Raw genomic sequence first — 24,167 nt, 5'->3', positions numbered from 1 at the left:
TTCGTGTTAATGTTTTAATAGTGACGCTTGTAGGAGGAATGAATCATATGAAAAAGATTGGTGTTTTAACAAGTGGCGGAGATGCACCAGGCATGAATGCAGCTGTTCGTGCAGTTGTCAGGAAAGCTTTATATCATGATTTAGAAGTTGCAGGTATTTACTATGGTTATCAAGGCTTGATAGAAGGTCAAATTGAAAGTTTAGATCGAGGTTCTGTAGGGGATATTATTCAACGAGGGGGTACGAAATTACACTCTGCGCGTTGTCTTGAATTCAAAACAGAAGAAGGACAACTCAAAGCAATTGAACAGTTGAAAAAGCATGGTATCGAAGGGTTAGTTGTAATTGGTGGAGATGGTTCATATCGAGGGGCCTTAGAGTTAACGAAGCATGGTTTCCCTTGCGTAGGTGTGCCGGGAACCATTGATAATGATATTCCAGGAACAGATTATACAATAGGTTTTGATACAGCTTTGAATACGGTAATTGAAAGTATTGATAAAATTCGTGATACAGCAACATCTCATGAACGCACATTTATCATTGAGGTAATGGGACGTGATGCGGGGGATTTAGCTTTATGGGCTGGTCTTGCGGGTGGAGCTGAAACTATATTGATTCCTGAAGTACCACATGATTTAGATGAACTTGTCACACGTTTAGAACAAGGTTATGAGCGTGGGAAAAAGCATAGTATTATAATAGTTGCCGAAGGTGTTATGTCAGCTAGTGATTTGGCAAAAAAGCTATTAGAAAAAAATATTGAAACAAGAGTCTCGGTTTTAGGTCATATCCAACGTGGTGGCTCGCCGACAGCACGCGACCGTGTACTGGCAAGTACTTTTGCTGCAAGAGCGGTAGAATTATTAATAGAGAACCGTGGTGGCCTTGCAGTTGGCATGAGGAATCATGTGGTGGTAGACTATGACTTAGCAGAGGCATTTAAGAAAGAACGTAATACAGATTTGTCGATGTATACTTTATCAAAAGAATTATCGATTTAAATAAATTGGAGTGGTCGAGCAGATGAGAAAAACAAAAATTGTATGTACTATTGGTCCCGCTAGTGAATCGCAAGAAATTTTAGTTCAATTAATTGAAGCTGGAATGAACGTAGCTCGTTTAAATTTTTCGCATGGTAGTCATGAAGAACACGCAGCAAGAATCAAAAGCATTCGTGAAGCAGCGAAAAAAACTGGACAAGTTGTAGCTATTTTACTCGATACAAAAGGTCCTGAAATTCGCACTCATTCAATGGAAAATGACGCTGTTGAATTAGTAACAGGTCAAACAATTGATATTTCAATGACTGAAGTACTTGGAAACAAAGAAATTTTTTCTATTACTTACGAAAAATTAATCGACGATGTTGAAGAAGGTTCAATTATTTTACTAGATGATGGCTTAATTGAATTACGTGTAACTGGTAAAAGTATTGAGGCCGGATTAATTCATACTGTAATTGAAAATGCTGGTCTACTTAAAAACAAAAAAGGCGTGAATGTACCGGGTGTTTCAGTGCAATTACCTGGTATTACGGAAAAGGATGCACAAGATATTCTATTTGGTATCGAACAAGGTGTAGATTTTATAGCTGCTTCATTTGTACGTCGTGCATCAGATGTATTAGAAATCCGTGAGCTTTTAGAAAATAATAACGGTGGATACATCCAGATTATTCCTAAAATAGAAAACCAAGAAGGCGTCGATAATATCGATGAAATCATCCAAGTTTCCGACGGTTTAATGGTTGCTCGTGGCGATCTTGGTGTTGAAATTCCAGCAGAAGAAGTACCGATTGTTCAAAAAAGCCTTATCCAAAAATGTAACACAGTAGGAAAACCGGTTATTACAGCTACACAAATGCTGGATTCAATGCAACGTAATCCGCGTCCTACTCGAGCAGAGGCAAGTGACGTAGCGAATGCTATCCTTGATGGTACAGATGCAATCATGCTTTCAGGTGAAACAGCAGCTGGACTTTACCCGGTGGAATCTGTAAAAACAATGTATAAAATTGCGAATCGTATAGAGGATTCATTGGATCACCGTGCAATCGTTAGTAAACGTAGCCGTGAGAAAGGTGCTAGCATGACAGAGGCAATTAGCCAAGCAGTTGCTTATACTTCTCTTAACTTACAAGTTTCAGCTATTTTAGCACCTACTGAGAGTGGTCATACAGCAAAAATGATTGCCAAGTATCGTCCAGGTGTACCGATTATTTCAGTTACATCGTCTGAACAAACATGTCGTAAATTAGCGCTTGTATGGGGTGTATTCCCTATCGTTGGACCAAAAGTAAGTTCAACGGATGAAATTCTAGAGTTAACTGTCCAAGAAAGTTTGAACAAAGGCTACGTTCACCACGGAGATCTAGTTGTAATTACAGGTGGTGTGCCAGTAGGTGAAGCGGGTACAACAAACTTGATGAAAGTTCATGTAATCGGCGATATGCTAACTAAAGGTCAAGGGATTGGTAAATCTGCTGCTATTGGTAAAGCTTTAGTCGTAAGAAATGCAGAGCAAGCACTAGCTCAAGATACTGAAGGGAAAATCATTGTAACGATTGGTTCGGATCGTGATATGATGCCTGCTATCTCTAAATGTGCGGGGTTAATCACTGAAGAAGGTGGACTTACGAGTCATGCAGCAGTTGTTGGCTTGAGTCTAGGTATACCTGTTATTGTGGGCGTAAAAGACGCTACAACGATGATTAGTGATGGACAAGAGTTATCAATTGACGCAGTATCTGGTGTCATTTACTACGGACGTTCAAGTATTTTGTAATATAAAAACAACCTCAGCGTATTTGAGCTGAGGTTGTTTTTTAAAAGAGGTGAATAAATTGAAAAAAATCCTACTGTTTCTTATATTAATTCCGATTATAGAAATTGCCGTTGTTTTATTATCTGGCAAACTAATTGGTGCCATGTATACACTAATTTTAATTGTCGTAACAGGTATTTTAGGAATCTATTTAGCCAAAACGCAAGGAGTTAAAGCTTTTCGAGATATCCAACAAGCTATACAAAATGGACAACCACCGGGTCATGCCATGATAAATGGATTGCTTATATTTATCGGTGGAGTGTTTTTAGTCTTGCCAGGTTTTGTATCTGATATTATTGGTATTCTTTTAGTATTCAGTCCAACGAGAAACCTCTTTAAACCAATGTTATATTACTGGTTACGTAAAAAGATGAAAAACGGCCAAGTTATTTTGATACAAAAATAGGGTGTTTTTTCAGTTTTACAGCAAGTAGTAATAAGAATGGGCTAATTAAAATGCCTGCAATGCCAAAGAGTAATAAGCTAATGGCACTTATCATAAAAGCATGAACGGAACGGATATGTAAAGTTGACGCCCACATATACGATTCAGCGAACTGTCTTGAAAGCTGAATCACGGCATAGAGGACCAGTAAATAAATACAAAGCATCTCATTACCTGTTACAAAGAAGTATATACACATAGGGATAAGGAAAATACCGATACCTAAAAAAGGAAGACTATCTGCAACAGAGATGAGCAATGCTTTTCCAACAGGAAATGAAAATTCAAGGACCATTAAGCCGACAGATAAAAGCGCAAATGTCATGAGTAATAAACGTAATTCTACTGACAGAAAGTAACCAAATAATTGAGCAGCCTCTTCATAGACACGTTGAATAGGTTTTCTAAAACGAGCAGGAAAATAGATAAAGAACCATAGTCTATTCCTGCTTGTTTCATATAAAGCAAAATATAAAGCTACTAAATAAAAAGTAAAATTAATTAGATTATGGAAAGTAGACTGCACGATATTTACAAGCGATTCCATAGCCATGTCTACTAGGGAAATAAATTTTTCCTGTAAATTAAGTAGTAACATTGATTGCATATCAGAGAAAAACTCAACTTGGGTAATTATGCGTTTAATCTCTGGTAATGTTTCGATTAAAACAGAAGTTAAAAATAGTATAGCTGCGATGAAAATGGATAAAATAATAGCCTCGGTAGTTAATGCGGCAAACCATCGAGGTAATTTTAATTTCGAAAATAAATACTTTTGTAATGGATGTGCGAAGTAAGCTGTTAAAATCGCAAGAGATACAGGTAAAACTAACCAACATAATCCTAATAGTAGTGCAATTAGTACGAATAGTTGGATTCGATACATGGTGGATTTCTTGATTTTCTCTTGTAACAAAACATCATCCTTTAATAAATGTGATTTTTTCATCCTTGTTAATGTTGATTTTTTTCTACAAAATACGATATTTCTGTTTAAATTCTGTTTTTCTAATGAAATAACGGCTTTTCATTCACAAAGCCGTCAAAATTTATTATAATATCAATGTAAGCGATTTACTTATAGGTTCATATCGAAAAAGTAGGTTGCATTTATGTAATTTTTTGTAATGTAATGTAATCTAATACATTTTAAGAAGAAGGAGCGATATATTATGACAGCAACACGCGGATTAGAAGGTGTCGTAGCAGCAGAGACTAAAATCAGTTCTATTATTGATGATACTCTTACATATGTTGGCTACAACATTGATGACTTAGCAGACAATGCATCTTTTGAAGAGGTAGTTTATCTACTATGGCACACACGTCTTCCTAAAGCAGACGAATTAGCTGAATTGAAACAACAATTAGCTGACAATATGGAAGTGCCACAAGCGGTATTAGATCACTTCAAAACTTATGACATCAAATCTGTACACCCAATGGCTGCATTACGCACAGCAGTTTCTTTACTAGCTTTATATGATGAAGATGCTGAGGATATGTCTGACGAAGCAAACTATCGTAAAGCAATCAAATTACAAGCTAGAATTTCTACTGTTGTAACTGCGTTCTCACGTATTCGTGCAGGTTTAGAGCCAGTAGCACCTAAGAAAGAATTAAGCTATGCTGCAAACTTCCTTTATATGTTATCTGGTAAAGAACCAGAAGCAATCGCTGTTGAAGCATTTAACAAAGCATTAGTATTACATGCTGACCACGAATTAAATGCATCTACATTTACTGCTCGTGTATGTGTAGCTACATTATCTGATGTATATTCAGGTGTTACTGCTGCAATTGGCGCACTTAAAGGTCCATTACACGGTGGCGCTAACGAACAGGTTATGAAAATGCTTTCTGAAATTGGTTCAGTTGAAAACGTTGAAGATTATATCAACGATAAATTAGCTAACAAAGTTAAAATCATGGGCTTCGGACACCGCGTATACCGCAAAGGTGATCCACGTGCTCCACACTTAAAAGTTATGTCTGAAAAGTTAACTAAATTAACTGGACAACCTGAGTATTATGAAATGTCAGTGAAAATCCATGAAATGGTGACTGGACAAAAAAATCTACCACCAAACGTAGATTTCTATTCAGCATCTGTATACCATTCTTTAGGTATCGATCACGATTTATTCACACCAATCTTCGCGGTTTCACGCGTATCTGGATGGGTAGCTCACATTTTTGAACAATATGCTAACAACCGTTTAATCCGTCCACGTGCTGAGTATGTTGGACCAGGAATGCAAAAATATGTACCTGTAAACGAAAGATAATTGGTATAATAAAAAAGTCGAGGGCGGTGCTAGGTTTTGGTACCAGCCCTTTGATTATGAATATTAGGAGGCAATTAGTTTATGTCTAACGGTAAAATCGTAGTTGAAAATGGCGTACTTAACGTACCAAACAATCCAATCATTCCATTCATCGAAGGTGACGGAATCGGTCCAGATATTTGGGCAGCGGCATCACGTGTAATCGATGCAGCAGTAAAACAAGCTTACAATGGCGAAAAATCTATCGAGTGGAAAGAAGTACTTGCTGGTCAAAAAGCATTCGACCAAACTGGCGAATGGTTACCACAAGCAACTCTTGATGCTATCAATGAATACTTAATCGCAATTAAAGGACCTCTTACTACACCAATCGGTGGCGGTATCCGTTCTCTAAACGTAGCATTACGTCAACAACTTGACCTTTATGTTTGTTTACGTCCTGTACGTTACTTCGAAGGTGTTCCTTCTCCAGTTAAACGTCCTGAAGACACTGATATGGTTATTTTCCGTGAAAACACAGAAGATATCTATGCTGGTATCGAATATGCTGAAGGTTCAGATGAAGTTAAAAAGCTAATCAACTTCCTTCAAACTGAAATGGGCGTTAACAAAATCCGCTTCCCAGAAACTTCAGGTATCGGTATTAAACCAGTATCTAAAGAAGGTACACAACGTTTAGTTCGTGCTGCTATTAACTATGCTATTAAAGAAAAACGCGAATCTTTAACTTTAGTACACAAAGGTAACATCATGAAGTTCACTGAAGGTGGATTCAAAACTTGGGGTTACGAACTAGCTGAAACAGAATTTGCTGATCAGACGTTCACTTGGAACCAATATGATGCAATCAAAGAAGCTGAAGGCGCTGAAGCTGCTGATAAAGCACAAGCAGAAGCACTTGCTGCTGGTAAAATCTTAGTTAAAGATTCTATTGCTGATATCTTCTTACAACAAATCTTAACTCGTCCAAAAGAGTTTGATGTTGTTGCAACAATGAACTTAAACGGTGACTACATCTCTGACGCATTAGCTGCTCAAGTTGGTGGTATCGGTATCGCTCCAGGAGCTAACATTAACTATGTAAGTGGACATGCGATCTTCGAAGCTACTCACGGTACAGCACCAAAATATGCAGGTCTTGATAAAGTAAACCCATCTTCAGTATTACTTTCTGGCGTTCTTATGCTTGAACACCTAGGTTGGAAAGAAGCTGCAGATTTAGTAACTGCATCAGTAGAAAAAACAATTGCTTCTAAAGTTGTAACTTACGACTTTGCACGTCTAATGGACGGCGCTACAGAAGTTAAATGTTCTGCATTTGCCGATGAATTAATTAAAAACCTGTAATATTAGACTAGATGAAAGAGGGAATCGGGTGCTTATCCCTTTTCCCTCTTTACATATATAATAAAAGGGGCGTATTCAAATGACTTTGAAACGTAGTAAAATTTCTGTAATCGGTGGCGGTTTCACTGGCGCTACATCTGCTTTTTTAGCCGCACAAAAAGAACTTGGTGATGTTGTATTAGTAGACATTCCACAAGCTGAAAACCCAACAAAAGGTAAAGCTCTTGACATGTTTGAAGCTTCTCCAGTACAAGGTTTTGACGCACGTGTAATGGGTACTTCTAATTATGCTGATACTGCTAATTCAGACGTAGTAATTATTACTGCTGGTGTTGCGCGTAAACCAGGAATGAGCCGCGATGATTTAGTTCAAATCAACCAAGGTGTTATGAAAGCCGTAACAAAAGAAATTGTAAAACACTCTCCTGAAGCAACAATTATCGTTTTAACAAACCCAGTTGATGCAATGACTTACACAGTTTATAAAGAATCTGGATTCCCTAAAAACCGCGTAATCGGTCAATCAGGTGTTCTTGATTCAGCTCGTTTCCGTTCATTCATCGCTGAAGAGTTAAACATCTCAGTTAAAGATATTACTGGCGTTGTACTTGGTGGCCACGGTGACACAATGGTACCACTAACTCGCTACTCATTCGCTGGAGGTATTCCACTAGAAAAACTAATACCTGCTGAGCGTTTAGAAGAAATCGTTGATCGTACTCGTAACGGTGGGGCTGAAATTGTAAATCTTCTTGGTAACGGTTCTGCTTATTACGCTCCAGCTGCAGCATTAGTTGAAATGGCTGAAGCAATAATTAAAGACCAACGTCGTGTATTACCATCTATCGCTTATCTAGAAGGCGAATATGGTTACAATGATATCTACCTAGGTGTACCAACAATACTAGGCGCTAACGGTATCGAATCAATTATTGAATTAGACTTAACAACAGAAGAAAAAGTAGCTTTAGATAACTCTGCAGAAGCGGTTAAAAATGTTATGAAAGTTCTAGCTTGATTTATATACTTTTTAAAACGAGTAGGTTTTTACCTTCTCGTTTTTTTATAGTATCAAAAAAATTCAGACAATATATTATATGTATGCAATCATACTGTCTTTTTTTACTGATTATTGATACTATTGAATTAACAAATTATTTAAGGGGGAATATTGTGTTACTTGGCAAGAAGAGGAAGTTAGGTAAAAAAATTGAAGAGTTATCTGTTGGCGAATCATTACAACTAACAGAGAAAATCGAAGATAAAGACTTACTATTATATCTCGGCTTAACCAATGACAGTAATCCTCTATACATACAACATGACTTTACCTCGCAGACTAGTTTTCAAAAACCTGTAGTGCCTACAATCATGTTGAATGGTGTTGTAACATCAGCTATTTCAAAATATATTCCGGGCCCTGGTTCTTATATTACTTCTCAGCAATTTGAATATCCACATCCGGTATATCATAATGATACGATTCAAATTTTACTTGAAGTAATCGAAGTAAATAAAGAGCTTAATGAAGTAACTGTGAATATTAACGGGCACAATGATGACAGCATTCTAGTCATGCAAGGTAAAGTGACAGTAAATCCGCCGAATCGCGAACAAGACGAGTCTGCAAATAAGAAAGAAGAAATCTAGTAGCAAAGGTTTGAAATGGGGGTTTCAAATCAATTGCGGAGGAAACAAACATGACAAATAAAATACTTGTAGTAGAAGACGAAATTTCAATTGCAACATTATTACAATACAATCTCCAACAGGCTGGATACGATGTAGTAATTGCGAATGACGGGAAAGACGGTTTACACAAAGCAATTTTGGAAAAGCCAGATTTACTATTATTAGACTTAATGTTACCTAAAATGGATGGCATGGAAGTTTGCAAGGAGTTACGTATTAAGAAAATCAATACACCAATTATTATGTTAACTGCAAAAGACGATGAGTTCGATAAAGTACTGGGTCTTGAACTTGGTGCAGATGATTATATGACAAAACCCTTTAGTCCACGTGAAGTAATGGCTAGGGTTAAAGCGGTATTACGCCGTTCTAAAGTGACTGAGGTAGTGAAAGAAGAAGAGCATATTGAACAAACTTATTCATTTGGACAACTGCAAGTATTCCCTGACCGCTTTGAAGCTTTCTTAGGAGAGGAAGTGTTAGAATTCACTCCGAAAGAATTTGAGCTGCTTGTTTATTTATTGGAAAATAAAAATCGTGTGTTAACACGCGATCAGCTACTAAGTGCTGTATGGCATTATGATTTTGCGGGAGATACGCGGATTGTTGATGTGCATATTAGCCACTTGCGTGAACAAATTGAAGAAAATAGTCGCAAACCAAAGTTCATAAAAACGATAAGAGGTTTAGGTTATAAATTTGAGGAGCCGAAGCTATGATGAAATCTCTTAGAGCTAGGCTGCTCATTGCTTTTGGATTTCTGTATGGTACAGCGCTAGCTGGTCTTGGTTTTATACTAGGCCAGCTTTTTCCTGTATATGTAGAAGATTCGATACGCTCTAATTCCCTTCGATCGCATGAGAATATTTTACATGCAATTGAAAAACAAAGGATCGATTTAACTGTAGAGCAAGAACGTGCAATAATAGATGTCTTGCCACTTGATTTTGGCGGAAGTGAATTAGCGGATATAAGAATTCGTCTATGGATTATGCTTATTATCGCTTTAATAATTACCTTTATATTACTGATGATTATTACTTCGCGCTTGATAAAGAATTTAGCTCAGCCTATAGACAATGTAACAAATACAGCGTTAGAGTTAGCAAAAGGAAATTATCGTGCAAGGGCATATGAAAATGCCGAATCACCCACGATCCAACTAAGTAATGCGGTTAATGTCCTTGCTCGTAACTTGCAAGATATTATGATGATTCGCGAGATTGAGCAAGAGCGCCTCAAAACGCTGATTGAGAATATGGGTAGTGCACTTATAATGATTGGGAAGGAAGGGCATATATCCATTGTTAATAAAGTGTTTTTGGAATTATTCGATGTGCCCTACAATACAGTCTATAAACAGGTTTTCCGCGAGTTAGGTTTACCGAATGAGTTAGAACAATTCGTAGACCATGTCTTTATGACAGAAATAACATATCGTAAGCAAATGCAAATAGAAATTCAACAAGAATTTCGACATATGGAAGTATATGGTGCTCCTGTTATAGGAGAGCATGGTCACTGGTTAGGGATTGTGATTATCATGCATGATATTACGGAATTGAAAAAGCTGGAGCAAATACGTAAGGACTTCGTAGCAAATGTATCACATGAATTACGCACCCCTATTACATCGATTAAAGGCTTTTCAGAAACGTTATTAGACGGCGCATACAAGGATCAAGGGACATTATTGTCCTTTTTAGAAATTATTAATAAAGAGAGTAATCGCCTGCAAATGCTTATTATAGATTTGCTTGAGTTATCAAAAATTGAAAAGCACGGTTTTACAGTCAATATTGAACAGACAAGTTTAAAGGATGTTATTGTAAGAGCCACTGAAATGACAGTGCCACGTATTGAGGAAAAAAACATATCATTCGAAGCTGAAATTGAGCAGGATGTTGTAGTTGAAGGTGATTCAAATCGGCTAATTCAAGTTGTTATGAATTTAATGACGAATTCGATTACTTACTCTCCAGAGAATACGAAAATTAAAGTGAAGTTATATGAACAAAATAAAAATGGCATCATTGAAATCGTTGATGAAGGGATTGGGATTGAGAAACCCGAAATTCCAAGGATATTTGAACGCTTTTATCGTGTTGATCGAGCTCGTAGTCGTAACTCGGGTGGAACAGGGCTAGGTCTTGCGATTGTAAAGCATTTAATTGAGGCGCATCACGGTAAAATACAAGTGGAGAGTGAAGTTGGTAAAGGGACGACAATGCGTGTTATTTTGCCGGAAAAACAACCAAATTAACACACTCTTTACAATTTATATATATACTCTTCATAATCCTTTGTTAATATAATATTCGAAGCCCCCTTCAACCAGTGTTTATGGAAGCGAGAATCTAGGATTTCCTAGATTCTTTTTTAGGTTTTAAATAGCAGAATATAGTAATAATAAAATGCGAACATTTTTTCGTATTTTTATTAGCCGTCATTTTCCTTTCTACTTACACGCATGGTAAAATAGAAAAGAGAGACGGCTTTTTGACGTTTAGGAAAAAAGAAATTCCGCGCATAATAACATATAAAGCAAACAGCTCAAATGAGTAAGAAGAATGAGGAGAGTGTACACATGACAAAGGAAAAGCTACTACTTTTAGATGGAAATAGCTTAGCTTATCGAGCATTTTTTGCTTTACCACTATTAACAAATGATAGCGGTATTCACACAAATGCGGTTTATGGCTTTACTACGATGTTACAGAAAATATTAGAAGAGGAAAAACCAACGAAAATGCTTGTAGCATTTGATGCTGGTAAAACGACATTCCGTCATTCTACATACGGAGAATATAAAGGTGGACGTCAGAAAACACCACCTGAATTATCAGAGCAATTCCCGTATTTACGAAAATTATTAGATGCATATCGTATTAAGCAATATGAGCTGGAGATGTATGAAGCAGATGATATTATCGGTACTTTGAGTAAACAAGCTGAAGACCAAAAGCTACAAGTTATCGTTGTTACAGGAGATAAAGACTTAACGCAGCTGGCATCAAAGAACACAACTGTTTATATTACGCGTAAAGGTATGACAGATATTGAAAAATATACACCAGATCATATTCAAGAAAAATATGGTTTAATGCCTCAGCAAATTATTGATATGAAAGGTCTAATGGGGGATGCATCAGACAATATACCTGGCGTACCTGGTGTGGGTGAAAAAACAGCTATCAAATTATTAAAGCAATATCCAACTATTGAAGAACTATATGAAAATGTAGAACACGTGAGTGGTGCAAAGTTAAAAGAAAAACTTACGACCAATGAAGAACAAGCGAAAATGAGCAAACAGCTAGCAACGATTGATCGTCAATCACCCATTACTATTACGCTTGATGACTTAGTATATGGTGGTCCAAATGTAGATGAGCTGTTTTCATTGTGGCAAGATTTATCTTTTAAATCATTAATCGAAAAAAGTGAATTTGAATCAGAAGCGACAACAACGAAGGAACTAATTTTTTCTATATTAGACGATATATCAGCAGAGCAATTACAGGATGCGATGGCTGTACATATTGAACTTGCTGATGAGCACTATCATACTTGTGACAGATTTGGAATAGCGTTAGTAGATGACAAGCAAGCATATTATATTCCTTACGACAAAGCAATCGCTTCTTCAACGTTAAAAGAATGGTTAGAAGATTCTTCAAAGAAGAAGTATATTGTCGATTCAAAAGCAGCGCAAGCCGCATTATTACGTGATGGTATTAAATTAGCGGGCGTGGAATTCGATATGCTATTAGCTGCATATATTGTGAATCCTGCAATCCCTTCTGATGATGTCGCAACCATTTCGAGAGAGTTTGGTTATACTGATGTCCTATCAAATGACAATGTATATGGTAAAGGTGCAAAAAAAGCTACTCCGGCAATAGAAGCTGTTGCGGAGCATGCTTGTCGTAAAGCAAATGCGGTATACATTTTACAACCAAAGTTGGAGCAACTTCTTCGAGAAAATGAACAATTTGGGTTGTATAAACAATTAGAGCTACCACTAGCTGGAATATTAAGTGAAATGGAAAGTGAAGGTATCACAGTTGATCGTGAACGACTTGTTGAAATGGGGCATGATTTAACAACGAAACTAAAAGCGATTGAGGAAGATATTTATTCAATCGCTGGTCAATCTTTTAATATTAATTCACCGAAACAGTTAGGTGTTATTTTGTTCGAAAAATTGGGGTTACCTGTTATTAAGAAAACAAAAACAGGTTATTCTACTGCCGCAGATGTATTAGAAAAACTAGAGCCAGAACACGAAATAATTCGTCATATTTTACAGTATCGTCAGCTTGGGAAATTGCAATCAACGTATATAGAAGGTTTATTGAAAGAAATTCACGTAGAAGATCAAAAAATTCATACAAGGTTCCAGCAAGCATTAACATCAACAGGCCGCTTAAGTTCAACAGATCCAAATTTGCAAAACATACCAGTAAGACTTGAAGAGGGGCGTAAAATACGCCAAGCATTCGTTCCCTCAAATCCAGATTGGCTCCTTTTCGCGGCTGATTATTCACAAATCGAGTTACGTGTATTAGCTCATATGTGTGGTGACGAAAATCTAATTAGTGCATTCCAAAATGGTTCGGATATTCATACGAATACTGCGATGAATGTATTCCATGTGGCAGAAGAGGAAGTAACATCAGACATGCGTCGTGCAGCCAAAGCAGTTAACTTCGGAATAGTTTATGGTATTAGCGATTACGGTCTATCTCAAAACTTAGATATTACACGAAAAGAAGCGGCAGATTTCATTGAACGATATTTCGTGAGCTTCCCAGGTGTACAAGACTATATGAAAAATATCGTTGAAGAAGCGAAACAACATGGCTATGTGACTACTATTTTAAATCGACGACGCTATCTGCCAGACCTGAAAAGTTCAAACTTCAATTTACGTAGCTTTGCAGAGCGAACTGCTATGAATACGCCAATTCAAGGTAGTGCAGCTGATATTATAAAAAAAGCAATGATTGATATGGCAGCGGTATTAAAAGAGCAAAATTTACAAACGAAAATGCTTTTGCAAGTACACGATGAGTTAATTTTTGAAGCACCGAAAGAGGAAATTGCAATTCTTAAAAAGTTAGTACCAGAAGTAATGGGGAATGCATTCGAACTAAATGTACCACTAAGAGCCGATTTTGCATTTGGCCCAACTTGGTATGATACAAAATAAAGGAGTGATCGCATGCCAGAATTACCAGAAGTAGAAGGTGTTGTGCGTTCATTACAGCCGGTCGTTACGGGGAAAAAGATTCATCATGTGATGATTTCAAAAATTATTAGACAGGCGAAAGAACAAGGCAAAGAGTGTATTATTAAAGCAGTTGATCCTGATTCTTTTCAACAAGCGATTGAAGGCATGACTATAAAAAGCATCGAACGACGCTCAAAATATATCTTTTTCCACTTGGAGAAAAAGGGGGATCCATATCTGCTCGTCAACCATTTAGGTATGACGGGCGCATGGTTCCATGTATCGCAAGTTAGTGAAATTACTGAAGAGAAGTTTCAAAAACATGCGCATGTTTTAATCCAGTTCGATGATGGCGAGTGGCTTGTCTATTCTGATATTCGTCGTTTTGGTGAAATGCGCTTTTTGCATGAGCTAGCAGAGCATCCGCCACTACTTGAAATGGCACCTGAGCCTTTTTCAGATGAAGCTCTACCTTATTTTCTCGAAAAAGCAAATCTGACGAAATATGCAAATAAGTCAGTTAAAGAAGTAATTATGGACGGACATGTAATTGCTGGTTGCGGCAATATATATGCGACGGAAGCGTTATTTAAGATGAACATTCATCCAGCACGTAAATTGTCTCGAATTAGTAAACAACGTAAAATTGAACTTTTCGGGATAATTGTTCATATTTTACAAGAGAGTATTGATATTGGCGGCTCAACCATTTCGGATTACCGGAATATTAATGGGGAAGCGGGCAGTATGCAACATCGCTTGAAAATGTATGGGAAAAAGATTTGTCCGGTTTGTAATGGAAATACTAAACAAAAGATAATTGGTGGCAGAAACTCAGTTTATTGCCCCAATTGCCAACATTAAAGGTGTGATATACATGATTATTGGATTAACAGGAAGTATTGCGAGTGGTAAAAGTACAGTTGCAGAAATGCTAAAAGGGTTACAATTGCCGATTGTTGATGCTGATATAGTAGCACGTGTAGTAGTAGAACCTGGGACGGAAACGCTAAGAAATATAGTAGAAGCATTTGGCGAGGACGTTCTGTTAGATGATGGTACGCTTGATCGCCCTAAACTAGGAAATATTATCTTTCATAAACCTGCAGCACGTAAAACGTTAAACGATATTATACATCCAGCTATTCGCCGTGAAATGCTTCGCCAACGTGATGAACTATTAAAACATGGTGCACGTTTTGTTATAATGGATATTCCGTTATTGTTTGAAAGTCACCTTCAACATTTTGTTGAGAAAATTTTAGTTGTATCTGTCACAGAAGAAACACAATTACGGCGTTTAATGGAACGTAATAATTTATCTGAAAAAGAAGCTAAGGCGAGAATTAGTTCTCAACTACCGTTATCTGAAAAGGAAAAAGGTGCTGATGCAGTTATTTATAATAATGAATCGCTCAAGTCAACGAGTGAGCAATTGCATAAAATATTACGTAAGTGGAATGTGATTGAATGATGTATTTCGGAAAAATCAGAATTTACAAACTTTTAAATGTTCATCATAATAGGTTTTACTTTCTTGAAAATGTGTTATACTAATTTTCGAATTAATAAAATAAGTATAACGCAGTTACAGGAGGATATTATTCATGACAGTTTCTATTGCTATTAACGGATTTGGCCGCATTGGTCGCATGGTGTTCCGTCAAGCGATACTTCAAGATGATTTAAATATTGTTGCAATTAATGCTAGTTACCCAGCTGAAACGTTAGCACATTTGATTAAGTATGACACAAATCACGGGAAATTTGATGGGGACGTACAATTTGAAGAAAAAGCCCTAATCATAAATGGCAAACGTGTTGAACTTATTAGTGAACGTGATCCGTTGAACTTACCTTGGAAAGAAATGAATGTTGATATCGTTATCGAAGCAACAGGTAAATTCAATGCTCGTGAAAAAGCAGCATTGCATCTAGAAGCAGGAGCTAAAAAAGTTATTTTAACAGCACCTGGGAAAAATGAAGATGTAACAATTGTAATGGGTGTTAATGACGAAAAATTAGACCTTACAAAACATGATGTAATTTCAAATGCAAGCTGTACTACAAACTGTCTTGCGCCAGTTGCTAAGGTATTAAATGATACTTTTGGAATTGACAATGGCTTAATGACAACTGTACATTCATATACAAATGATCAAAAAAATATTGATAATCCACATAAAGACTTACGTCGTGCTCGTGCGTGTGCTGCTTCAATTATTCCTACTTCAACAGGAGCTGCTAAAGCTCTAACTCTAGTATTACCAGAACTAGAAGGTAAGTTACATGGTATGGCACTTCGCGTTCCAACTCCAAACGTCTCATTAGTAGACTTAGTAGTAGATTTAAACAGAGATGTCACGGTTGAAGAAGTGAATGAAGCGTTTAAAGCAGCATCTGCTGGTTCACTAAAAGGAATTTTAGATTTCACAATGGAACCTTTGGTATCAGTAGATTACAATACAAACCCAGCTTCAGCTACGATTGATGGTTTAACTACAATGGTAATCGGTACTCGTAAAGTAAAAGTACTTGCTTGGTACGATAACGAATGGGGTTATTCAACTCGAGTAGTAGATTTAACGAGAAAAGTTGCAGCTGCACTTAAGGCGTCTGTAAACGCTTAAATTTAATATAATAGAGCCCTTTCTAGTAATGTACTAGAAAGGGTTTTTTGATTTAAGATTAGACAAAATAGCATATAAATGATGAACATATGTCTGTTTTTTCTGTTTTTATCGACCCTATATTGTCCTAAAACAGTATCTTTATCATGCATCAGAGAATTTCCACTGCATTTTTTCGATTTTTTAAGGCATTATTTGATATAATAGATAAACTAAAATGTTTTGCAATCAGGAGAGAAAAAATATGAAATGTCCAGCATGTCAGTTTAATGGAACAAAAGTTATTGACTCAAGACCGGTAGATGACAATAAGGCAATCCGTAGGCGTCGAGAATGTGAGTCATGTGCATATCGTTTTACTACGTTTGAAAAAGTTGAAGAAATGCCATTAATTGTTGTGAAAAAAGATGGTTCACGGGAGGAATTTAGCCGTGAAAAAGTTTTGCGAGGCCTTATTCGAGCATGTGAAAAACGCCCGGTAGCCCTTAATGAATTAGAGGAATTAGTATTTGCTATAGAACAAGATCTACGTAGAATTGGTAATTCAGAAGTGAAGACAGAAGACGTCGGTGAAATGATTATGGATCGCCTAGCAAAAATTGACGAAGTATCTTATGTAAGATTTGCTTCTGTATATCGTCAATTTAAAGATATTAATGTCTTTATTGACGAATTAAAAGAATTAATAGAAAGACAATCCGATGACAAATAAATGTGATATGGAGGACGGTGATCGTGGTGCATTTATATAAAGAAATACAGCCCGTTGATCGATTGTCCATTCGAATGCCATTTCCTGTATCGAGCTATGATCGCCAGCTTATTACACTGCTATATCAGCCGTTAATAGGTGTTGAACCCATTAGCTTATATTTCATGCTTTGGGCTGAGGGGGAAAGTGCGACTGAAGCCGAAATATCACATTACCATTTGATGAATTCGCTTGACATGCCGATTGCTAAAATTTTCGAGTCACGCATAGCGTTAGAAGCTATTGGTTTAATGCGCACTTGGCGTAAGGATTCCGAGGGTGTACGCTCGTTTATGTACGACGTATTGCCCCCCTTAGAAGCATCAGCTTTTTTTAATGATCCATTATTATCAATGTTTTTATTTAGCAAAATTGGTGAACAAGCCTATAGACAATTGCGCCAACGTTTTGTTCAAAAAGGTCCATCAAATGATGGCTATCAGGAAGTGTCACGAACATTTACAGATGTTTATCGTCCTGTGCAGCATCATTTACCATCCTTTGCGAATGAGCAAACAGTTGAGGAAAAAGAGAAGCCTAAAGAACTACCATTTAACTATGAGGATTTTGATTTTTCTTTACTTAGAGCTGGATTGTCAGAACAACTTGTACCATCTTCAGCACTTACTGCTGAAGCGAATGCAACGATTGCGAAGCTAGCTTTTTTATATAATTTAACACCATTAGATATGCAGAAAGTTGTTATGCTCGCTTTAGATGATCATATGATATTATCCGAGTCAAGGCTAAAGAAATCAGCAGCTGATTATTATAAATTGACTGTTTCTACAGAACCACCTGCTATGCAACATGCTTTCCAATCAGTAGTTAAAGAAGTAGAGAAAAAGAGTACAAAAGAGCAAGTTGTACAGTCGAAGGAAGAATTATTGATTCATTATCTAGAAACAACTGCTCCAATTGATGTCTTACGTGATATTGCTGATGGAAAAGAACCAATCCCTGCTGATATTCAGCTTGCCCAAAACCTTGTCCTCCAATATCAAATGCCTATAGGTGTTGTAAATGCCTTACTTCAGTATGTTCTTTTACGTACAGATATGAAGTTAACGAAAAATTATGTCGAAAAGATCGCATCGCATTGGATGCGAAAAGGTGTGAAAACGGCGAAAGAAGCAATGGATTTAGCGCGTAAAGAGCATAAGCAATATATGGAATGGAAAACAGCTGAGCAAAAACCAGTGGCGAAAAAACGCTATAGTGGTGGGCGAGAAGAAAAAGTACCTGACTGGTTTAATAAAAATAAAGAAAAGAAACAGAAAAAAGAAGTTACTATAAAAGAAACATCAAAAGAAGCAGTTAAAAGCAATACCGATTTTGAAGAGGAACGACGAAAAATTCTCGAAAAACTAGGAATAGAAGAAGGGCAGGTGGATTCACATGGAACCGATTAATAATCAACTTAGAAAAGTGATGGATTCACAAACTTTTCAAGAACGGTACGAGCAAATGAAGCGGGAAATTCTTGAAAATAAAGGTGTCCAGCAATTTCTAGCTGACAATGATCAAGAAGTAAATAAAGACATGGTAGACCGTGGTTTAGGTAAATTATATGAATACACAGGACAGAAACATGATTGTGATGAATGTGTATCCGTTGCAAAATGTCAAAATGTATTAAAAGGCTTTGTGCCAATATTATCAATTATCCGCGATTCAATCGAAGTCGAATATACACCATGTCAACAAAAACGTATAGACGACGAGCGTCGTAAAACGGCTTCAATGATTGCAAGTATGCATATGCCGAAGGAAGTATTAAAGGCTACAATCAAAGATTTGATGATTGATGATCATTCACGCGTGAATATCGCTAATAGAGCAGCCGATTTTGTGCGTGAATTTAAAGAGACCGGTGAACTGCCTCATAAAGGGTTTTATTTATACGGTGAATTTGGTGTAGGTAAATCTTTTGTATTAGGCGCTATTGCAAATGAACTGGCGACTTTACAAATTAAATCGGTTGTAGTATTTGTACCCGAGTTTTTACGTGAAATGAAAGGTTCAATCCAAGATCAATCTTTACAAGAGAAAATCGATTTTGTGAAAAAGGCACCTGTTTTAATGCTAGATGATTTAGGAGCAGAAACGTTGTCGAGCTGGACACGTGACGAAATTCTAGGAACTATTTTGCATTTCCGAATGGCGGAACAATTGCCGACATTTATCACATCGAATCTTGGATATGATGAATTAGAGGACCATTTAGCATATAACCAAAAAGGTGATCGTGATATGTTAAAAGCTTCTCGAATTATGGAGCGTATTAAAGCATTGACGACACCAATTCGAATGAGTGGTCAAAATAGAAGAGACCAGAAATAGTTACATCTTTGCTGAAGGTTCTTTTTCCTACTTGATTTTCAACTTAATCGAGCGTATACTTTCAGTCATAATATAAAAAATGCATTGAAAAGGACAACAATTTTTTGTACGACTTTTAGAGAGAGAAGCCTTGGCTGGAAGCTTCTTAGTACGGCGAATTATTTACCCCCTTGGAGCTGCGACAGTGAAAGTAGTAGTAATTGTCGACGGTAACGGCCCGTTAGCCGATCGAGAGCTTCGTCTATACCTGCATTTTTTAATTGTAGGCAGTAGAAGGAAGAAGGGTGGAACCACGAGAATACAGCCTCGTCCCTTTTTGGGATGGGGCTTTTTTATGCCTAAATGCTGAAGTGGCCCGTTTAAAGGAACACAGTCTAAAGCCCACGTCCTGTGGCAACGACTGCATGACCCGCGTCATGCGGGCCCTAAACCTCTCGTAAATAAAAAAATAAAATTAAAAGGAGATTACAAAATGGCAGACATGATTAATTTAAAATTCCCAGACGGCGCAGTTAAGGAATTTGCAAAAGGTACAACAACTGAAGAAATTGCTCAATCAATTAGTCCGGGACTTCGTAAAAAAGCAATCGTTGGTAAATTCAACGGACAATTAGTAGATTTAACAACACCTTTAGAAGAAGATGGTGACATTGCAATCGTAACTCCTTCAGATGTAGAAGCATTAGAAGTAATGCGTCACTCTACAGCTCACCTTTTAGCACAAGCTGTTAAGCGTATGTTCCCTGGTGTAAAACTTGGAGTAGGTCCAGTGATTGAAGGTGGTTTCTACTACGATATCGACTCACCAGAACCAATCACTGCTGATGATCTTCCTAAAATCGAAAAAGAAATGAAAAAAATTATATCTGAAAACATCATCATTACTCGCCAAGACATTTCACGTGATGAAGCTATCAAACGCTTCACTGCAATTGATGATGAATATAAATTAGAACTAATTGAAGCTATTCCGGTTGATGAGCAAGTATCTATTTACGAACAAGGTGACTTCTTCGACCTTTGCCGTGGTGTACACGTTCCATCTACAGGTAAAATTAAAGAATTTAAATTGTTATCAATCGCTGGTGCATATTGGAGAGGTAACTCAGATAACAAAATGCTGCAACGTATTTATGGAACAGCATTCTTTACAAAAGATGATTTAAAAGCACATCTTCAAATGTTAGAAGAAGCAAAAGAGCGTGATCACCGTAAAATTGGTAAAGAACTTGAATTATTCACTACATCTCAAAAAGTAGGTCAAGGTCTACCATTATGGTTACCAAATGGTGCTACAATCCGTCGTACAATCGAACGTTATATTGTAGATAAAGAATTGTCTCTTGGTTATAAACATGTGTACACTCCAGTATTAGGTTCTAAAGAGCTATATGAAACTTCAGGACACTGGGCACACTATCAAGATGACATGTTCCCACCAATGGAAGTGGATAACGAAACATTTGTATTACGTCCAATGAACTGTCCTCACCATATGATGGTTTACAAATCGTCAATGCACTCATACCGTAACCTACCATTACGTATCGCTGAACTTGGTACAATGCACCGTTACGAAATGTCAGGTGCTGTATCAGGACTTCAACGTGTTCGTGGTATGACTCTAAATGATGCGCACATTTTCGTTCGTCCAGACCAAATTAAAGAAGAATTTAAACGTGTAGTAGAATTAGTACTTGGTGTTTATAAAGACTTCGACTTAAACGATTACTCATTCCGTCTATCTTACCGTGACCCAGCCGATACTGAAAAATACTTCGATGACGATGCAATGTGGGAAAAAGCGCAAAGTATGCTAAAAGAAGCAATGGATGAGCTAGGCTTAGATTACTTCGAAGCTGAAGGTGAAGCAGCGTTCTACGGTCCAAAACTTGATGTACAAGTAAAAACTGCAATTGGTAAAGAAGAGACTTTATCAACTGTTCAACTTGATTTCTTATTACCGGAGCGCTTCGACTTAAACTATGTTGGTGAGGATGGTAAACCACATCGTCCGGTTGTAATCCACCGTGGTGTTGTATCAACAATGGAACGTTTTGTTGCCTTCTTAATCGAAGAATACAAAGGTGCATTCCCAACTTGGTTAGCGCCAGTACAAGTGGAGATCATTCCTGTATCAAACGAAGTACACTTCGACTATGCAAAACAAGTAGAAGAAAAACTTCAAGCAGCAGGCTTCCGTGTTGAAATGGATGACCGTGAAGAAAAACTTGGCTATAAAATCCGTGAAGCACAAATGAAGAAAATTCCTTACATGCTAGTACTAGGTGATAAAGAATTAGAAGCTGGTAGTGTAAATGTACGTCGCTACGGCTCTCAAGATTCTGAAAGTATTGCGATTGAAGATTTCTTATCGAATTTAAAAGCTGACGTTTCCTTTGAATAAATAGTATCTAATAAGCAAAAGTTGACTGGTGCAGAAATGTTCAGTCAACTTTTTTATATGCTTATAATTCAAAAAAATATCATCTGCTATTTAAAAAATGCGATGCTAGATGTTTGTGCCGCATCGAATCCACGTAAACCAACATTAGCCCAAGTTCAAGAAATTATTCGTAATGCATGCAAATTTCCGGTTAAAGAGCAGGTTTTAGTGAATATTTAATATAACTAAATTAGAAGTATCTACACTGACTTTTAAGCGTAGGTACTTTTCCTTTTGAAAAATGTTGAGTGAAATCATTGACAACATCAAATAGACATGATAGAGTTATAAAGGTTAATGAATACAAAGTTTGTGGTTGAAGAAGAGGCTGCCCGCTTCTCACCTGTTTGACTCATCAGATGATGTTTACAGGTTACATGATAGAACGGATCACGCATTAAGGCGTGTACATATATCGGCGGGCGGACATTTCGACTATGTCCGCTCGTTTTTTTGTGGACATCGAAATATTCGTACCGGTCATCGGGCAACTAGCCCAAACCATGTATTCGCGACACTATTTGGAGGTGGATTGTTATTAGCAAAGACATGTATGTAAACGAAGGTATTCGCGCACGTGAACTTCGTGTTATCGACCATAACGGTGATCAGCTAGGAGTTAAGACACGTAACGAAGCTTTGGAGATTGCCGAACGCGCCAATCTGGATCTTGTCCTTGTGGCTCCTCAGGCCAAACCGCCAGTCGCTCGTATTATGGACCATGGTAAATTTAAATTCGAGCAACAAAAGAAAGATCGCGAAGTGCGTAAGAATCAAAAAGTTATCGTGATGAAAGAGGTTCGTTTGAGCCCATCTATTGATGAACACGATTTCCAGACGAAACTACGCAATGGGATCAAGTTCCTTGAAAAAGGAGACAAAGTTAAAGCATCTATTCGCTTTAAAGGTCGTGCAATTACGCACAAAGAAATTGGTCAACGTGTATTAGACCGATTTGCTGTGGCTTGTGCTGAAGTATCTACGATTGAATCTAAACCGAAGATGGAAGGCCGTAGCATGTTCTTAGTTTTACAACCAAAGAACGAAAAAGAGTAATTTTATAGTTACACGAACAGTTTAGGAGGAATTCGACATGCCAAAAATGAAAACTCACCGTGGTGCTGCGAAACGTTTTAAAAGAACGGGTACTGGTAAATTAAAACGTGACCGCGCATTTGGTAGCCACTTATTCGCAAACAAATCTACTAAAGCGAAACGTCACCTACGTAAAGGTCAATTAGTTTCTTCAGGAGACTACAAACGTATCAAGTCTCTACTTGCTTACATGAAATAATTCGATTCGAAAACATACAAATTCATACTATATGAATAGCAGGAGGTAATCACTATGCCACGCGTAAAAGGCGGTACAGTAACGCGCAAGCGTCGTAAAAAAGTTTTAAAATTAGCTAAAGGGTACTACGGTTCTAAACATACTCTTTATAAAGTAGCTAACCAAGCAGTAATGAAGTCAGGTCAATATGCATATCGTGACCGTCGTCAAAAGAAACGTGATTTCCGTAAATTATGGATCACTCGTATCAATGCAGCAGCTCGTGTAAATGGTCTTTCATACAGCCGTTTAATGCACGGTTTAAAACTTGCTGAAATCGAAGTTAACCGTAAAATGTTAGCTGATTTAGCAGTAACTGATGCACAAGCATTCGCTCAATTAGCAGATGCTGCTAAACAAGCAATCGCAAAATAATTCATGCTTTTTAGCGTGATTTATAAAAACTCATGAATCTATGATTCATGAGTTTTTTTGTTAGGAAAATAAACTTGAGTAAAGCATATGCAATTGTGTGTTTGTTTTGCAAATGACGAATTGTAATATTAAGTGCAACACCAAGACAAAATAGAAAACGCCCATAACGATTCCGTGTAAAATGTAAGTTACCACACTAAACATCAGACGGAGGAATCGTTATGAGCTACCAACATCTTACCATATCTGAACGTTCAAAAATAGAAACATTTCTTGCTTTAGGTTTCTCGATTCGGGCGATTGCCAAACAAATTAAGCGAAGTCCATCCACTGTGTCTCGCGAATTAAAACGTCATTTTAATTGCTCAGTAGAAGTTGCACAAAAGCGCTATAAAATTAATAAATCGAACTGTGGTGCCAAGTCAAAATGTACCCCTGAGTTAAAAGACGCT

22 protein-coding genes and 1 other annotated feature are annotated in these 24,167 nt (G+C 37.2%); of the genes, 21 read left to right on the top strand and 1 reads right to left on the bottom strand.

Annotated elements, in window-relative coordinates; translation table 11 throughout:
* Positions 1–47 precede the first annotated feature (47 nt).
* Genes pfkA through ACQKMD_RS06510 form a run of 3 tightly spaced genes read left to right on the top strand, consistent with a single transcriptional unit; the run spans position 48 to position 3,235 of the window.
* Complete coding sequence (pfkA, locus tag ACQKMD_RS06520; RefSeq protein WP_427750482.1) at positions 48–1,004, top strand: 6-phosphofructokinase; 957 nt, start codon at positions 48–50, stop codon at positions 1,002–1,004.
* A gap of 22 nt (positions 1,005–1,026) precedes the next feature.
* Positions 1,027–2,787: a pyruvate kinase gene (gene pyk, locus ACQKMD_RS06515; protein WP_427750480.1), complete on the top strand. Its 1,761-nt coding sequence runs from the start codon at positions 1,027–1,029 to the stop codon at positions 2,785–2,787.
* Between the two features lie 58 nt (positions 2,788–2,845).
* Positions 2,846–3,235 carry an FxsA family protein gene (locus ACQKMD_RS06510; RefSeq protein WP_427750479.1) on the top strand — a complete coding sequence of 130 codons (390 nt, stop codon included), beginning with the start codon at positions 2,846–2,848 and terminating at the stop codon, positions 3,233–3,235.
* Here the strand turns inward: ACQKMD_RS06510 and ACQKMD_RS06505 are convergent.
* On the bottom strand, positions 3,216–4,190 hold the full coding sequence (locus tag ACQKMD_RS06505) for an AI-2E family transporter (protein WP_427750477.1): 975 nt from the start codon (positions 4,188–4,190) through the stop codon (positions 3,216–3,218). The two genes, ACQKMD_RS06510 and ACQKMD_RS06505, sit on opposite strands and share 20 nt — an antisense overlap.
* Positions 4,191–4,446: 256 nt before the next feature.
* Between ACQKMD_RS06505 and citZ the strand changes: the two genes are divergently transcribed.
* The 18 genes from citZ to ACQKMD_RS06415 all read left to right on the top strand — a co-directional run.
* Positions 4,447–5,562: a citrate synthase gene (citZ, locus tag ACQKMD_RS06500; RefSeq protein ID WP_427750475.1), complete on the top strand. Its 1,116-nt coding sequence runs from the start codon at positions 4,447–4,449 to the stop codon at positions 5,560–5,562.
* Positions 5,563–5,643: 81 nt separating this feature from the next.
* Positions 5,644–6,909, top strand: a complete 1,266-nt coding sequence (icd, locus tag ACQKMD_RS06495) for an NADP-dependent isocitrate dehydrogenase (protein ID WP_427750473.1) — start codon at positions 5,644–5,646, stop codon at positions 6,907–6,909.
* A gap of 79 nt (positions 6,910–6,988) precedes the next feature.
* Positions 6,989–7,927 carry a malate dehydrogenase gene (mdh, locus tag ACQKMD_RS06490; protein WP_427750471.1) on the top strand — a complete coding sequence of 313 codons (939 nt, stop codon included), beginning with the start codon at positions 6,989–6,991 and terminating at the stop codon, positions 7,925–7,927.
* Between the two features lie 155 nt (positions 7,928–8,082).
* Positions 8,083–8,559 (top strand): MaoC/PaaZ C-terminal domain-containing protein, encoded by a 477-nt coding sequence (locus ACQKMD_RS06485; protein ID WP_427750470.1) that lies wholly within the window; start codon positions 8,083–8,085, stop codon positions 8,557–8,559.
* Positions 8,560–8,609: 50 nt separating this feature from the next.
* Positions 8,610–9,320 (top strand): winged helix-turn-helix domain-containing protein, encoded by a 711-nt coding sequence (locus tag ACQKMD_RS06480; RefSeq protein ID WP_427750468.1) that lies wholly within the window; start codon positions 8,610–8,612, stop codon positions 9,318–9,320.
* Positions 9,320–10,864: a two-component system histidine kinase PnpS gene (pnpS, locus tag ACQKMD_RS06475; RefSeq protein WP_427750617.1), complete on the top strand. Its 1,545-nt coding sequence runs from the start codon at positions 9,320–9,322 to the stop codon at positions 10,862–10,864. The genes ACQKMD_RS06480 and pnpS overlap by 1 nt, the downstream gene beginning before the upstream one ends.
* 324 nt (positions 10,865–11,188) lie before the next feature.
* Positions 11,189–13,816 (top strand): DNA polymerase I, encoded by a 2,628-nt coding sequence (polA, locus tag ACQKMD_RS06470; protein ID WP_427750467.1) that lies wholly within the window; start codon positions 11,189–11,191, stop codon positions 13,814–13,816.
* Between the two features lie 12 nt (positions 13,817–13,828).
* Positions 13,829–14,701 carry a bifunctional DNA-formamidopyrimidine glycosylase/DNA-(apurinic or apyrimidinic site) lyase gene (gene mutM, locus ACQKMD_RS06465; protein WP_427750466.1) on the top strand — a complete coding sequence of 291 codons (873 nt, stop codon included), beginning with the start codon at positions 13,829–13,831 and terminating at the stop codon, positions 14,699–14,701.
* 13 nt (positions 14,702–14,714) lie between these two features.
* Positions 14,715–15,311, top strand: coding sequence for a dephospho-CoA kinase (gene coaE, locus ACQKMD_RS06460; RefSeq protein ID WP_427750464.1), 597 nt, complete (start codon positions 14,715–14,717; stop codon positions 15,309–15,311).
* Between the two features lie 133 nt (positions 15,312–15,444).
* Positions 15,445–16,467, top strand: a complete 1,023-nt coding sequence (locus ACQKMD_RS06455; protein WP_427750462.1) for a glyceraldehyde-3-phosphate dehydrogenase — start codon at positions 15,445–15,447, stop codon at positions 16,465–16,467.
* A 244-nt stretch (positions 16,468–16,711) separates the two neighbouring features.
* Positions 16,712–17,179: a transcriptional regulator NrdR gene (nrdR, locus tag ACQKMD_RS06450; protein ID WP_427750461.1), complete on the top strand. Its 468-nt coding sequence runs from the start codon at positions 16,712–16,714 to the stop codon at positions 17,177–17,179.
* Between the two features lie 23 nt (positions 17,180–17,202).
* Positions 17,203–18,630 (top strand): replication initiation and membrane attachment family protein, encoded by a 1,428-nt coding sequence (locus ACQKMD_RS06445; protein WP_427750459.1) that lies wholly within the window; start codon positions 17,203–17,205, stop codon positions 18,628–18,630.
* Positions 18,617–19,561: a primosomal protein DnaI gene (gene dnaI, locus ACQKMD_RS06440; RefSeq protein WP_427750457.1), complete on the top strand. Its 945-nt coding sequence runs from the start codon at positions 18,617–18,619 to the stop codon at positions 19,559–19,561. The genes ACQKMD_RS06445 and dnaI overlap by 14 nt, the downstream gene beginning before the upstream one ends.
* A 75-nt stretch (positions 19,562–19,636) precedes the next feature.
* Positions 19,637–19,878 (top strand) — a binding site (T-box leader).
* A 155-nt stretch (positions 19,879–20,033) separates the two neighbouring features.
* A complete protein-coding gene (gene thrS / locus ACQKMD_RS06435) occupies positions 20,034–21,968 on the top strand; it encodes a threonine--tRNA ligase (RefSeq protein ID WP_427750456.1) in 1,935 nt (644 codons plus the stop codon).
* Positions 21,969–22,556: 588 nt separating this feature from the next.
* Positions 22,557–23,063, top strand: coding sequence for a translation initiation factor IF-3 (gene infC, locus ACQKMD_RS06430; protein ID WP_427750454.1), 507 nt, complete (start codon positions 22,557–22,559; stop codon positions 23,061–23,063).
* A gap of 37 nt (positions 23,064–23,100) precedes the next feature.
* A complete protein-coding gene (rpmI, locus tag ACQKMD_RS06425) occupies positions 23,101–23,301 on the top strand; it encodes a 50S ribosomal protein L35 (RefSeq protein WP_038187730.1) in 201 nt (66 codons plus the stop codon).
* Between the two features lie 54 nt (positions 23,302–23,355).
* Positions 23,356–23,715, top strand: a complete 360-nt coding sequence (rplT, locus tag ACQKMD_RS06420) for a 50S ribosomal protein L20 (RefSeq protein WP_038187728.1) — start codon at positions 23,356–23,358, stop codon at positions 23,713–23,715.
* Between the two features lie 221 nt (positions 23,716–23,936).
* A partial coding sequence (locus ACQKMD_RS06415; protein ID WP_427750452.1) for a helix-turn-helix domain-containing protein occupies positions 23,937–24,167 on the top strand: 231 nt, incomplete at its 3' end.

The sequence above is a fragment of the Viridibacillus sp. NPDC096237 genome, from assembly GCF_050278625.1.
GTDB lineage: Bacteria > Bacillota > Bacilli > Bacillales_A > Planococcaceae > Viridibacillus.
This window is presented reverse-complemented; position numbering and strand designations above follow the sequence as displayed.

Excerpts from the sequence above, each read along its gene's own strand:
- pfkA (WP_427750482.1), top strand. The coding sequence starts at position 48 with ATGAAAAAGATTGGTGTTTTAACAAGTGGCGGAGATGCACCAGGCATG.
- pyk (WP_427750480.1), top strand. The coding sequence starts at position 1,027 with ATGAGAAAAACAAAAATTGTATGTACTATTGGTCCCGCTAGTGAATCG.
- citZ (WP_427750475.1), top strand. The coding sequence starts at position 4,447 with ATGACAGCAACACGCGGATTAGAAGGTGTCGTAGCAGCAGAGACTAAA.
- icd (WP_427750473.1), top strand. The coding sequence starts at position 5,644 with ATGTCTAACGGTAAAATCGTAGTTGAAAATGGCGTACTTAACGTACCA.
- mdh (WP_427750471.1), top strand. The coding sequence starts at position 6,989 with ATGACTTTGAAACGTAGTAAAATTTCTGTAATCGGTGGCGGTTTCACT.
- ACQKMD_RS06480 (WP_427750468.1), top strand. The coding sequence starts at position 8,610 with ATGACAAATAAAATACTTGTAGTAGAAGACGAAATTTCAATTGCAACA.
- pnpS (WP_427750617.1), top strand. The coding sequence starts at position 9,320 with ATGAAATCTCTTAGAGCTAGGCTGCTCATTGCTTTTGGATTTCTGTAT.
- polA (WP_427750467.1), top strand. The coding sequence starts at position 11,189 with ATGACAAAGGAAAAGCTACTACTTTTAGATGGAAATAGCTTAGCTTAT.
- mutM (WP_427750466.1), top strand. The coding sequence starts at position 13,829 with ATGCCAGAATTACCAGAAGTAGAAGGTGTTGTGCGTTCATTACAGCCG.
- coaE (WP_427750464.1), top strand. The coding sequence starts at position 14,715 with ATGATTATTGGATTAACAGGAAGTATTGCGAGTGGTAAAAGTACAGTT.
- ACQKMD_RS06455 (WP_427750462.1), top strand. The coding sequence starts at position 15,445 with ATGACAGTTTCTATTGCTATTAACGGATTTGGCCGCATTGGTCGCATG.
- nrdR (WP_427750461.1), top strand. The coding sequence starts at position 16,712 with ATGAAATGTCCAGCATGTCAGTTTAATGGAACAAAAGTTATTGACTCA.
- dnaI (WP_427750457.1), top strand. The coding sequence starts at position 18,617 with ATGGAACCGATTAATAATCAACTTAGAAAAGTGATGGATTCACAAACT.
- thrS (WP_427750456.1), top strand. The coding sequence starts at position 20,034 with ATGGCAGACATGATTAATTTAAAATTCCCAGACGGCGCAGTTAAGGAA.
- infC (WP_427750454.1), top strand. The coding sequence starts at position 22,557 with ATGTATGTAAACGAAGGTATTCGCGCACGTGAACTTCGTGTTATCGAC.
- rpmI (WP_038187730.1), top strand. The coding sequence starts at position 23,101 with ATGCCAAAAATGAAAACTCACCGTGGTGCTGCGAAACGTTTTAAAAGA.
- rplT (WP_038187728.1), top strand. The coding sequence starts at position 23,356 with ATGCCACGCGTAAAAGGCGGTACAGTAACGCGCAAGCGTCGTAAAAAA.